General features: G+C 62.1%; 9 protein-coding genes and 1 pseudogene. 4 read left to right on the forward strand and 6 right to left on the reverse strand.

The genetic code is table 11. The annotated features are described in order from the left end of the window. Positions 1-13: 13 nt before the first annotated feature. From ACF8GF_RS14470 to ACF8GF_RS14485, 4 genes and pseudogenes are all read left to right on the forward strand, one after another. Positions 14-1654 carry a phytoene desaturase family protein gene (locus tag ACF8GF_RS14470; RefSeq protein ID WP_392487795.1) on the forward strand — a complete coding sequence of 547 codons (1641 nt, stop codon included), beginning with the start codon at positions 14-16 and terminating at the stop codon, positions 1652-1654. Between the two features lie 77 nt (positions 1655-1731). Further along, on the forward strand, positions 1732-2172 hold the full coding sequence (locus ACF8GF_RS14475; protein WP_176682953.1) for a hypothetical protein: 441 nt from the start codon (positions 1732-1734) through the stop codon (positions 2170-2172). A 41-nt stretch (positions 2173-2213) separates the two neighbouring features. Continuing rightward, positions 2214-3115, forward strand: a pseudogene (tnpC, locus tag ACF8GF_RS14480) (IS66 family transposase); the annotation flags it as partial. Between the two features lie 61 nt (positions 3116-3176). After that, positions 3177-3800, forward strand: coding sequence for a trans-aconitate 2-methyltransferase (locus ACF8GF_RS14485; RefSeq protein ID WP_252459811.1), 624 nt, complete (start codon positions 3177-3179; stop codon positions 3798-3800). Between the two features lie 489 nt (positions 3801-4289). Here the strand turns inward: ACF8GF_RS14485 and ACF8GF_RS14490 are convergent, their stop codons facing one another. From ACF8GF_RS14490 to ACF8GF_RS14515, 6 genes are read right to left on the reverse strand one after another with little or no spacing between them, the layout of a single operon-like run. Further along, positions 4290-5567: a cation:proton antiporter gene (locus ACF8GF_RS14490; protein ID WP_392487796.1), complete on the reverse strand. Its 1278-nt coding sequence runs from the start codon at positions 5565-5567 to the stop codon at positions 4290-4292. After that, on the reverse strand, positions 5564-7006 hold the full coding sequence (locus tag ACF8GF_RS14495) for a pyridoxal phosphate-dependent decarboxylase family protein (protein WP_392487797.1): 1443 nt from the start codon (positions 7004-7006) through the stop codon (positions 5564-5566). Before ACF8GF_RS14495 ends, ACF8GF_RS14490 begins: the two co-directional genes overlap by 4 nt. After that, a complete protein-coding gene (locus tag ACF8GF_RS14500; protein ID WP_392487798.1) occupies positions 7003-8280 on the reverse strand; it encodes an ATP-grasp domain-containing protein in 1278 nt (425 codons plus the stop codon). Before ACF8GF_RS14500 ends, ACF8GF_RS14495 begins: the two co-directional genes overlap by 4 nt. Positions 8281-8291: 11 nt before the next feature. Beyond that, a complete protein-coding gene (locus tag ACF8GF_RS14505; protein ID WP_392487799.1) occupies positions 8292-9620 on the reverse strand; it encodes a coproporphyrinogen-III oxidase family protein in 1329 nt (442 codons plus the stop codon). A 9-nt stretch (positions 9621-9629) separates the two neighbouring features. Further along, positions 9630-10445, reverse strand: a complete 816-nt coding sequence (locus ACF8GF_RS14510; protein WP_392487800.1) for an amidohydrolase family protein — start codon at positions 10443-10445, stop codon at positions 9630-9632. 15 nt (positions 10446-10460) lie between these two features. Continuing rightward, positions 10461-12053 carry an NAD(P)-binding domain-containing protein gene (locus ACF8GF_RS14515; protein WP_392487801.1) on the reverse strand — a complete coding sequence of 531 codons (1593 nt, stop codon included), beginning with the start codon at positions 12051-12053 and terminating at the stop codon, positions 10461-10463. Between the last annotated feature and the right edge of the window lie 141 nt (positions 12054-12194).

Below are 12194 nucleotides of genomic sequence, written 5' to 3' on the forward strand. Positions count from 1 at the left end.
CGGACGGATGCCCATGCAAAGCTATGACCGATTCAAGACGCTGGAAAACGATACCTTCGACGTGATTGTCGTGGGTGCCGGCATTGGTGGACTGACCGCAGCCGCTACCCTCGCCAATCGTGGCAAGCAGGTATTGGTGCTGGACATGCACTATGAAATGGGGGGCTGCGCCACGGTCTTTCATCGTAAGGGCAAGGATTACGAGTTCGACGTAGGTCTTCATTACATCGGCGACTGTGGCAAAAAAGGGTTGATCCCGCGTATTTTACGCGGCGCCGGCATCGACGATGGTGAAATCAACTTTATCGAGCAGGATCCAGAAGGTTTCGAAACGCTCTGTTTCCCCGATTTTCAGTTTGCCGTGCCGCGCGGATATGAGCGCTTCCGGGAAAGGCTCATCGATGCGTTTCCCAAGGAAAAATCAGGCATCAACCGTTATTTCAAGATGCTACAGCAAGTCTGGGATTTCATGGGCATTCACTCCCGGCCGCTCTCGGCGCTATGGGTGCTGCCACGTTCCTGGATGCTGATGCGTCATTCGAAATCGACGGTCGCCCAGTTTCTCGACACCTGCACACAGGATCAGCGCCTGCGCGCCATCCTGACCGGGCAGCTTGGCGTTTACCATCAACCGCCCAGCAGGGCGACCATGGCTGGCCACGCTGCGGTGGTGAACCACTTCCTGCAAGGGTCATATTACCCGTCGGGAGGGGGGCAGATGTTCTCTGACAAACTCGGCGCGGTTGTCGAACGCAACGGAGGCAAGATCCTGCTGCGTTCCAAGGTCGAGCGTATCCTGGTCGAGAAGGGCCGCGCGGTAGGTGTCGAATTCAGTAACAAGCATCTGGGCAAACGTACGGTCAAGGCAGACGCGGTGATCTGCAACGCCGACATCAAACACACCTTGCTGGACTTGATCGGACGGGACCACCTCACGGCTAAAACCGTCACCAAGGCAGAGTGTTTCGAAATGTCGCCGGCTATGGGTGTGGTTTACCTGGGTATCGATATGGACCTGAAGGCGATGGGGCTGAAGAACACCAATTATCGCATCTATCCCGGTTGCGACTACGAACGTGCCTACCGTGAGGTGTTCGCCGGACAGTTCCCGGATGAGCCCCATCTGTTCATCGGTAATGCCACCATGAAGGACCCGGACAATCCGGCCATTGCCCCGCCAGGCATCTACAACCTGCAATTGATGTCGGCAGTTCCTTCGAACCCGGAAAGCTGGGGTGTTACGCAGGCCGAGGTAGCGGATGGCAGCTACCGGAACAACCCAACGTACCTGGCCAAGAAGGAATGGTATGCACGGCAACTGATTGCACTGGCTGAACGCGTGATACCGGGTATGTCGCAGCATATCGTGTATCAGGAAGTCTCCACCCCGTTCTCGGTGACCCGTTTCATCGGTTCAGCCGGTGGAACATCTTATGGCCTGGCATTCACGCCTGAGTACTTCCTGCATAATCGCCCGGGTACCAAAACCGAAATACGAAACCTGTTCTTGTGTGGCGCATCCACCCGCACCGGGCACGGGATATTTGGTGCTATGACGGGTGGTGTCGAAGCCGCTGCCGCTGTCGACGGCCGCAAGCTACGCTACCAGATCATGGATGTCGGCACGCGTGCTGAGGCCCAGGTAAGCGCTTGAGTCAACGCAACGCCGGGGGGTAAGGCCTGTCGTGCATGAGGCAGCTGGCACTGTGCAATTCATCATGGAGAGATGATATGTCGAATGACTACAACACCGCTTTGCTGCTGGCCGCGGGGCTTAGCCTGCTGGCGTCGATCATGCACGTGGGGGTAATCCTGGTGGGGCCATCGTGGTATCGCCTGTTCGGCGCTGGCGAGCGTTTTGTGCGTGCGGCCCAGGCTGGGCGTTGGTATCCAGCGGTAGTAACGGCGGGCATCGCCCTGGTTCTCGCTACCTGGGGCCTGTATGCCTTGTCAGGAGCCGGAGTGGTCGATCCATTGCCCTTGTTACGACCTGCGCTGATCGCCATCACCGTGATCTACCTGTTACGCGGCGTACTTGGCCCTTTTGCTCTGGCGGGTACCGGGCGCAGTGGCCGTTTCATCGTGGTCAGCTCGGCAATATGCTTGTTGTATGGCCTTGTGCACCTGGTCGGGCTCATTCAAGTGTGGCAGTTGCTCAATCCCACTGGCTGATTACGGCTGGCGAGAGCAAATCGGCAAGTGCATGAAAAGGTGGCTGTGCCGGGCTGACCATTGCTCGCTCGACCTTGGCCCAGTGGGTCGGGCAAACCGGTGTACGGCTCCAGCCGCTGGTCGATGCACTGCATGAGGCGGTGCTGAACCAGGGTGTGATTCACACCGATGAAACACCCGTGCAAATGCTCGCACCAGGCGAGAAGAAAACCCACCGGACCTACGTCTGGGCTTACACCACGACGCCGTTTTCAGCGCTCAAGGCAGTAATCTATGACTTCAGACCAAGCCGTACCGGCGAACACGCACGCAACTTTCTGGGTGACTGGAACGGCAAGTTGGTCTGCGATGACTTCGCCGGCTACAAAGCCGGTTTTGAGCAAGGCATCACTGAAATCGGCTGCAGGGCTCATGCTCGCCGCAAGTTCTTTGACCTGCATGTCGCGAACAAAAGCCAGTTGGCCGAACAGGCGCTGCACTCGATTGGCGGTTTGTACGAGGTTGAGCGCCAGGCTCGGGACATGACCATCGAAGACCGTTGGCGAATACGTCAGGAAATGGCGGTACCGATCAGCAAAACACTGCACGACTGGATGTTGGCCCAACGCGACTTGGCACCCAACGGATCAGCCACGACCAAAACCCTCGAATAAAGCGTGAAACGCCGGGTAGCGCTGACGCGCTACCTGGACGATGGGGCTGTACCCATCGGCAACAACAGGTCGAGAAGCAGCTACGGCCATGGGTACTCGGTCGCTCGAACGGCTTGTTTGCCGGATCACTGCGCAGTGGCAAACGAGCTGCTGCAATCATGAGTCTGATCCAGTCAGCGCGCATGAATGGGCATGATCCGTATGCCTGTCTCAAAGATGTGCTGACGCGGCTGCCGACACAGCGGGCCAGTGAGATTGGGCAACTGCCGCATCAGCGGGTATCGGCCTGACTTACGCAAAGTGAGTTGGGCGTACGCTTACAAGATTACGACCTCAGGGAAGGATACAAGAATGCAATGCAAAGACGCGTGCGGGTCTTTCAAGTGGACAACGTATTACGAGCACCACAGAGACCGCCCAGCATCATCGCTTCTTCACACAGCAATCGGACTTGCGAGCACTCAGACAAACTCTAGAAAAGCTGTGGATCTGGGCTGTGGCTCTGGCAATGAGACTCGCGCTTTGCTTCAAGCTGGCTGGGATGTTCTAGCTATCGACCGAGAGCCGGCCGCAATCGAAATGGTACACGCCATAGGTCTGGATCACCCTGCTGCAAAGCTAGAAACAGCTACCCAATGGTTTGAAAGCATCGAGGCTTTGCCACCCTCGTCATTGATCCATGCAGGCATGGCCTTACCATTTTGTCATCCAGATCACTTTGAAAAATTCTGGTCAGTTGTGACGTCTGCACTTCTCCCTGGAGGAGTGTTCGTGGGCCAACTCTTCGGTGACAAGGATGATTGGGCATCCGACCCGGAGAGGACCTTTCACTCTGAGTCAGAAGCCCGTGTGCTATTCCAAGACCTTAGCTTGAAGGCGTTCAAAATCCATGAATATGATGGGCCCAGCATGCGAGGCACGAAGCATTGGCATCGCTTTGACGTCATTGCCCAAAAGCCAGCGTCGAACGAGTGAGGCAACTTTAAGGAGCAGGAGCATTGCAGGCGGCGGCGGGGTCGACTCACCGCCTCCTGCGACAGGTTTAATTCCCTAAATCTAAAAGTGTGTCTCGATAATAAAGGTTGTCACAGACTCCCTTGGATTTAGCGGGCTGCAACGAACGCCTCGACAAGCCTCAACGAAATAAAGAATGTCACAAACGGGGCAAAACCCGAAAGTCGGCCTCAATTGTAAATAATAAAGATTGTCACAGGCTGAAGGGGCGCTCCGATGCGCGCAGGCAGCGGGCTTCGACCACAGGTACTGGAGATTGGCTTTCGCCCCTTAGCCATGCGGAAGGTCGGTCAGATCGAATGCAGGTGACGGGGCACGTGGGTGCAGATACGCAGCAGAAGAAATGGATTTGCCCAAGAAGCCAGGGTCAGCTCCTGGAGGTCTGCGAGCACAGGCAAAGCCGGTACTAGGCACGCACCCCCGCTTCACGAAACCGCTCCACGCTAATGTTCAGTCTAGCCCTAAGCGCACCGCCATCTGCACAGTGCCCTGCGCAACTCGTGCCTCACGTCGTTGCAGCAGGTTGAGCAATGGCGCGGTGATCAGGGTAGAGAACAGCGCCATGATCACCAGGATCGAGAACAGCTGCGCCGGCATCAGGCCCAGCTCATGGGCGATGTTCAGCACCACCAACTCCATCAGCGCCCGGGTATTGAGCAACACCCCAATCTTCAACGCCTCACGCCCCGCCATGCCCGCCAGCCGGGCGGCCAGCGCGCAGCTCAGGCCTTTGCTGGCACAGGCGCAGAACACCCAGAACAGACACCAGAGCAGATCATCGACCGTGCCGAGGGTGCCCAGGTCGATCTTCATGCCGGTGTAGAAGAAGAACACAGGCACCATGACGATATTGACCAGCGGGCGCATGCGCAGATCCCACTGCTCGCGTAGTACATCACAGCGGTACAGCGCGGTGCCGAGCAGGAAACCGCCGACGATGGCGAACACGCCCAGACATGCGGTGATGATCGCCATGACGAAGACCGTGGCGACCACCAGGCCGAATCGCATATCGCTTAACCCCTCGCCCGCAGGCGACTCACGCTGCAGCCAACGGTTCAGCCAGGGCGCCACCCCGCGATAGAACAGGCCTAGGAACAGGCCGACCGCGCCCACTTTCAACAGCGTGGCGGTGAAGCCTTCGCCAGCGCACACCACGATGACCAGCCCCAGCGCAATCCAGCCGATCAGGTCGTTGATGCCGGCGGCCGCGATGGCGGTCACCCCGGTCTCGCTGCGCGCCATGCCGCGCTCGAGCAGGATGCGACCGAGAATAGGCAGGGCCGTGATGGAGAAGGAAATGCCGCACACCAGCATCAGCCCGGTCACGTTCTCCACCGGCTGGTACTGAGTATAGAGATACCCGCAGGCCATCCCGGCCAGATAAGGCAGGGGGATGCCCAGCACGGTGATCCAGCCCAGGGCACGCTTCAGTCGGCGCTCGCGCAGCAGGCCGAAGTCGAACTCCATGCCGATCTGGAACATCATCAGGATGATGCCCAGCTGCGAGATCGCCGTGAGAATGCCGCCCACCGAGCCGTGCAGAAGCGTCCCGCCATCGGGCCAGAACACGCCCATCAAGGTGCCGAGCGCGATGCCGCCGGCGATCTCACCGACCGCGAAAGGCTGGCCGTGACGCTGCGCCAGTCGCCCCGCCAGCTGGCTGCAGACGATGATGATCGCCAAAGCCCCCAGGAGCGTGACCAGTTGCTGTTCGTGATGATTCATGGCTGGACCTCATGGTCCGAAAGAAGGGCGAGTTCGCCCAGTAGCCCGTCGAGGCTTTGTTTGAAGGCGTGCATGTGCGCCACACCAGTGTCTGGGTTGCTGACCGCGACCCGCAGGTACTGGCGCCCTTGCCAATCCAGAAGGCTGGGGTAGCCTAGGTCACGTTGCTGGCAGAGCTCCACCAACTGCCGGACCTGCTGGTCGCTGGCCGCCCGCGGGCGAAACGCCAGGACCGGCATCAGTCCTTGGTCCGGCACCAAGCTGTAGCGAGTATCAGCCCGCACCTGCTCGCGCAGGCTGGCGGCGGCGGCGGTCATGCCGCGCAACGCCTGGCGGTAGCCCTGTTCGCCGAGGTGGCGCAGGAGACACCACAGGCCCAGGGAGCGAAACTGGCGGGTGCCGTACAGGTTCATCTTGAAGGTGTCGAGCTCGCCCTTCTCTTCCCAGTACGGCCCGCCCGACCAGAAGCTGCCGGCCAGCAGCTCGCCGTTGCGCACCAGCAGGCAGCCCACGCCGAAGGCGGCGAACATCCACTTGCAGGGGTCGAAGGTGATCGAGTCGGCCTCGCGCAGGCCGCGCATCATGGCCCTGGCCTCGGGCAAGGCGGCCAGGGCCAGGCCAGCGGCGGCATCGACGTGGAACCACAGGTCATGCTGGCGAGCACAGTCGGCAATCGCCTGCAAAGGGTCGATCGCGCCAGTGGCGGTGGTGCCCAGCATGCCGATCACGCACATCGGGCTCAGGCCCTGGGCGATGTCCGCGGCCAGTTGTGCGGTCAAGGCACCGACCTGCAGCGCCCCCTGGCTGTCGACTTCCACCGAGACCAGCACCTGCGGATCGAAGCCGAGCACATCCAGGGCCTTGGCCACCGAGAAGTGCCCTTCGCGCGACATGTACACCCGCGCCCGAGAAAACGGTATGTCACGTCCGACGCGAGCCTGCCAGTGCTCGCGTGCCAGCTTGAGGCCGATCAGGTTGGCCAGGGTCCCGCCACCAGTGAAGATTCCACCCGGCAGGCGGCCCTGCACCGGCGGCAGGTCGAATAGCCCGCGCAACGCGTGCAGCACCTCCGCTTCGATCATCGTCGCGCTCGGCCCCGCGCGCCAGGCGCCCGGAGTCTGGTTCAGCGCGCTGCCGAGCAGGTCGCCGAGCACGGTGGCGGGGTGCGGCTTGGGCGAGATGTAGCCGAAATACTTCGGGTGGCTGACATTACACAGCCCTGCGCTCATCAGCTCAATGGCCGCCGCCAGGGTGTCGCCCAGCGGTTGGCCGTCGGCGGTCAGCGGTTGTGGCGCGTCGACCCGCTCGGCGATGGCGTCGTGCGCGTGCCAGAGCGGGAAGCGCTCCGGCGTGGCCTGCATGTCAGCGAACAGTTCCAGCACCTGGCGCCCGGCGCTCAACAGCACCTGCGAGCGCTCATGCTGCAAGGGGTCAATCATACTCCCACCTCCAAGGTCTCGACGTGCAGACGGATCTGACGCTGGATGCGCATGTGCCGCTCCAGCACAGCCTGCCGATCCTCACCGGCGATCAGGTAATAGCAGTAGTGCGGCTGCGCCGAGTCGGGCATCGCCTGTACCCAGTCACCGGGCTCGGCCAGGATGATCCGCTCACACAGCCCCTGCATGTCGTCGAACACCTCCAGTCCCTCGACCTCGCGCAGCACGCCGCTGCGCTCGATCACCACGCCACCGAACAGTACCGCGCCTCGGGGCGGCACCAGGGCCGGCAAGGCCGGCAGGCCGAGCAACTGCCCGGCCTGGGCGGCATGCACGTCCAGCCCGGCAAGGCGGTCGATCACCTGCACAGTGAAGCCGCCGCCTGGCCGCAACCCCGCCTCCAGTACGCAGGGCACGCCCTGCCGGTAACGGATCTCGACATGCGCGGCGCCCTGGGTCAGCCCCAGCCCCCGCGCCGCACGGATCGCCAGCGCGCCCAGCTGGCGTTCCTCGTCACGAATGCCGGAGGTCGGCCAGACCGATGCCGATTCGGCGAAATACGGCCCATGTCCGCCTTCCTTCTCCAGTACCGCCAGCACCAGGTCCTCGCCGTCAGCCTGCAGCAGCACGTCGATGCCGAACTCGCGCCCTTCGCAGTATGCCTGGGCAATCATGCGCAGGCTGCCGTGACCGTAGGCGAAGCGGTTGCGATCCTTGAGCGGATCGACCGCGATGGACTGCGCGATGAGGCCGTCGAGCCTGGCCAGCGCCACCTGGTACTGCCGCTCGTCAGCGACAGCGATGACCCCCTGGCTGTTCATCGAGTCACAGAGCTTGATCACCACGCGCTCGCCCAACTGCTCGCGCACTCGTGCCCACGGCGTGTGCGCATCCAGGGGCAGGGTCGGCGGCACGGCGATGCCCTGAGCCTCCCAGAGCAGCGCCGCCAGGTACTTGTTACGGCTGGCGACCGCCGTGCCCACCGGCATGCCCGCCAAGCCCAACTGCTCGGCCAACTGCGCCGTCGCAAGCACGGTGCCTTCGTTGACCGGTAGTAAAGCATCGAACGGCTGCCGCGCGTGGTAGCCGCGAACGGCATCGAACAACCCCTCGACCGGCCACAGCGGCACACTCAGCACCGCTTCTACGGCAGGGTGCTCACGCCACGTCTCGCCGTTGCCGATCAGCACCACGCGCAAGCCCGCTGCGCCTAGGCCATCGAGCAGGCGTCGACCGGGATAGGCGTGAATCACGCCAATGCGTTTTCCCTTCATGGCAACTCTCCTCAGAAGGACCCCGTGCGGGCGCCCGGGCGGTGTTCGAGCAGCGTCAGCACTTGCCCGCCGACCTGGCGCTGGGTGGCCTCGAACAGGTCGGTGGTCATGTTGTTGGTCCACAGCCGACCTCGCTGGGAGATCTCGTAGGCGTGCTCATCGTCGGCCAGCAGGCCGTGCTCGACCCAGCGCTCCAGCAACCGCGGGTCGATGGTCTGCAGCGCCTGGTGGTGGGCCTTGTCCAGTCGCAGGAACTTGGGAAACATCACCGCACCACGGTTTTCCGGACGATCCAGCGCCAGCGAGCTCTTCTCGATGCTCGGCAGCCCTTGCTCGATCGCCTCCATGTAGCGGTTGACGTTGCTTTGCTTCATGTAACTGAAACCATCGACGTAGCCGCGCGCCGAGGAGCCGACCGCCAGCGTCTCGGCGCGGTGCTCGCCACCACCGCCGCCCCACAACAGGCGGAAGTACTCGCACACCCGATCCTTGCGGCTGTAGATCTGGTCGGCGACGTTGCGGTAGCCCGACTCGGCCAGGCGGTGGCGCAACTGTTCGAACATCGCCAGCATCAAGGTATCGCTGGGCTTGGGCGGAATGCTGCCCTCCTCCATCTGGCGCTTGAACTTGGGCGGGAAGGCGAAGTAGTGCAGGTTGTAGTAGTCGACGCTGTCGAAGCCGTCGTCGATCAGCCGTGCCAGGTCACGCTCCAGCGACACCAGGGTCTGCCCTGGCAGGTTGTACATCATGTCGACGTTGATCTCGTCGAAGCCGAAACGCCGCCCCTGATCGCGCACATTGGCCACGTCGTCCAGCGTCGCGGCGATATTGAAGTGGTCGCGCAGCGACTGCTCATAAGTCTGCAGGCCGAAGCTGATACGCTGCACGCCATTGGCCTTGAGCACCTCCAGGCGATGAGGGTCGCCGAGGGTCTTCGGCTCGCCCTCGAAAGTCCATTCGGCCTGCGGGTCGATGGTGAAACTCTGGCTGATGGTATCCATGATGCGTTGCAGCTGCCCGGGCGACAGCACCGAGGGCGAGCCGCCACCGAAGTAGATGGCGCGCAGCGTCGAGGACTGGCCACGCACGCTCGCCGCCTCGTTGCGAATGTCACGGCACAGCGCCTGGGTGTAACGCTCGTAGACCGAGGTGTCCTTGTCCACGCGCACGTGGAACGGGCAGAAACGGCACATGTCCTGACAGTAGGGTATGTGCACGTAGAGCAGGGTTTCCACGCCGGCCGCCACCGGTTGCTGGAACACGCCCGGCAGTCGGGCATGCACCGCATCGCCGAGCAACGGATAGAAGTAATAGGTCAGCGGATAGTAGGCCTCGTACATGCTCGCCCCCTAGCCCAGCAAACGGTTGGCGTTGTCCTGCAGCACGGCACGCAGTACCTGCTCGTCCAGCCCGGCGCCGAGAATGCGCTGGCACACCGCCGAGTAGCTGCCGCTGACCGGCAGGTCCGAACCGAACAGCACCTTGTGATGAATCTGCGGCCGTTCGCGCAGCCAGTCCGCCAGCAACTCCGGCGGCACCAGCGCGGTATCGAGGTAGACCCCCGGATAACGCTCGGCCATTTCCACGGCTTCGTCGTACCAGGTCGGCTTGCCGCCATGGGCGAACACCACGTTCAGCGTCGGGAAGGTTTCCACCAGGCGGCGATAGTCGCTGGGGCGAATGTATTTCTGCTCGGTGTCGCGCTGGGCGGTCAGCCCGGTGTGGTACATAATCGGCTGGCCGGCTTCGGCGCATTTCTCGTAAACCGCCATCATCGAATCCAGGTACGGGTCGAAGTCGTGGTCGGCCGGGTAGAACTTGTAGCCCTTGATGCCGCGCGCATGGTCCTTGTGCCATTCGGCGAGCGGGTCGGGATGATGGTTGGGGTTGATGTTGCCGAACGGCACGAAGAACGGATCGTTGCCGCAGAACTCGAGAATCAGCTCGCTATCGATGGAGAAGTTGGTGCCCGGTCCGCACTCGGCCAGGATCACCGCGCGCACCACGCCACAGCCTTGCAGGTAAGCCTTGAGCGCGGCCGGGTCGGAGAATATCTGGCGCACGTCGACACCCGGCTCGAAAGGAAACTTGGTCAGCAAGCCCTGGATGTCGTCGCGCAGCAGGGCGAACTTGCCGGCATGTATGTGAAAGTCAACGAAGTTCATTTCAAAAGTCCTTTTTCAAAATGTCGGAATGGTCTGGAATAGGGACATGTAGTGAGGGGCGACACTGGCGTGCAGGCGCTGGTCGAGGAACGCCAGCAGCGGCTCGACATGCTCGGGCTCGCGCCATTCGGCGGCTAGGTCCTCGATCACGTGGTGTTCGGCCAGCAGCTTGCCGTCCTGGTAATGGCGCACGATCGGATGGAGGAAGTTGGAGTCCTCGGCGCGCTTGACGTTTTCCCGGCCGACGCGTTCGACGTTGAACGGGTTGTCGAACTTGCGCTGACCGAATTCCAGGGTCAGGGTGAGGTACTCCTGCCCGGCGAAGCGTTCGGCGACCTGGAGCATGGTCAGTTCCTCGAAGCAGGTCAGCGTCCGCTCCTTGCGGTCGAGCACCGCCACGTCCTGCAGGTAGCCCGGTTGCTGCCAGATCGCCGAGGAGCGGTTGATTCGCGCCAGCAAGCGCTCGCACAGCGCCTCGGCCTGCAACGCCAGCGTCTGGCGTGGCAGAGCGATGCCTTCGTAGCGCTCATGCAGCAGGCGGCACAGGGTGCGCACGTTGTAGCGGAAACCATGGATGAAGCCGGACATGTACTTCTTGTAGTCCAGGTACTGCATGAGGGTGCCGGCGAAATACAGGTCCGGCACGTTGGCGGACTGCCAGTCGGCGCTCTGCACCGGCAGCCGGCCCTGGGTGCACAGCTGCGGGCGGCAGCTGTCGTCGAACAGCGAATCGTCAAAGCGGAAGCCAGTGCAGGCGATGACCCGGTCGTACTCGATCATTTCCTGCTCGCCCTCGGCGTGCTGGTAGGCGAACCACGCTTTGTAGCGCTCGCCGTCGCGCTCGATGCGCTGCAACTGAGCATCGAGCACGGCGTTCTGCGACTTGAGCTGGTAGGTATCGAGCAGGTTGTTGTTGACCGCCCGGACATGGCCCACATAGTGGGTCGACCAGGCCATGCGCAGCGGGTTGGGGCTGGCCACGTGAATCATCGCGGCGTGCTCGATCAGCGCATCGGCGGTCTCGAACGCCGAGTTGCCCTTGCCTAGGATCAGCACTTTCTTGTTGGTCAGTGGCTCGGGGTCGACATCCATGTCGGCGTAATGCTCGGCGTGCTCGATGCCCTCGATGGCCGGCAGCCAGCCCAGGTGCACGCCGGTCGCCACGATCAGCACACGCGCATGCAGCTGCTCGCCGTCGCCCAAGGTGACGATGAAGTGCCCGTCACGCTTGACGTTGGTCACGGTGCAGCCGCTGCGCACGTTCAACTGGTGCTGCTCAGCGAAGCCCTTGAGGTAACGGGGCATGTCATCGGCGTCGGGGAAGTAGCGGCGGCTGAAGTCCGGGAAACGCAGGCTCGGCTGCTCGTCGCTGAGCAGCGAGTTCCAGTCCCAGCGCAGGTTGATTTCCGGGTCGTCGTAGCCGGTGTGGACCTTGTTGATGGAAATCAGCTTGCGGTGCCGGGGGAAGCGCTCGAAGCTTGTTCCTGGCGCTTGGCCACTTTCGAGTATCAGGTAATCGCAGCCCTGTTCCTGCAGGCAGTAGCCGGCCTGCAAGCCGGCCGGGCCAGCACCGATCACCAGGTATCCATACATCCTCGAATCAGGCATTTCGAAAACTCCATTTATCGACGGACTGTGAATGACGGGCACGCGGCGTTGCTCAGCCATCGCCGGTTGGCGAAAGCTGTGCGCGCTCATCGAATCGTTAAGTCAGTGTTGACGTGTTGTTGTACGCATCGGGCTCAAGGC

Origin of the sequence: Pseudomonas sp. yb_5 (assembly GCF_043103865.1) — a bacterium.
GTDB classification, from domain to species: Bacteria; Pseudomonadota; Gammaproteobacteria; order Pseudomonadales; family Pseudomonadaceae; genus Aquipseudomonas; species Aquipseudomonas putida_Y.

Coding starts and splice junctions, on each gene's coding strand:
- ACF8GF_RS14470 (WP_392487795.1), top strand. CDS start 14: ATGCAAAGCTATGACCGATTCAAGACGCTGGAAAACGATACCTTCGAC.
- ACF8GF_RS14475 (WP_176682953.1), top strand. CDS start 1,732: ATGTCGAATGACTACAACACCGCTTTGCTGCTGGCCGCGGGGCTTAGC.
- ACF8GF_RS14485 (WP_252459811.1), top strand. CDS start 3,177: ATGCAATGCAAAGACGCGTGCGGGTCTTTCAAGTGGACAACGTATTAC.
- ACF8GF_RS14490 (WP_392487796.1), bottom strand. CDS start 5,567: ATGAATCATCACGAACAGCAACTGGTCACGCTCCTGGGGGCTTTGGCG.
- ACF8GF_RS14495 (WP_392487797.1), bottom strand. CDS start 7,006: ATGATTGACCCCTTGCAGCATGAGCGCTCGCAGGTGCTGTTGAGCGCC.
- ACF8GF_RS14500 (WP_392487798.1), bottom strand. CDS start 8,280: ATGAAGGGAAAACGCATTGGCGTGATTCACGCCTATCCCGGTCGACGC.
- ACF8GF_RS14505 (WP_392487799.1), bottom strand. CDS start 9,620: ATGTACGAGGCCTACTATCCGCTGACCTATTACTTCTATCCGTTGCTC.
- ACF8GF_RS14510 (WP_392487800.1), bottom strand. CDS start 10,445: ATGAACTTCGTTGACTTTCACATACATGCCGGCAAGTTCGCCCTGCTG.
- ACF8GF_RS14515 (WP_392487801.1), bottom strand. CDS start 12,053: ATGCCTGATTCGAGGATGTATGGATACCTGGTGATCGGTGCTGGCCCG.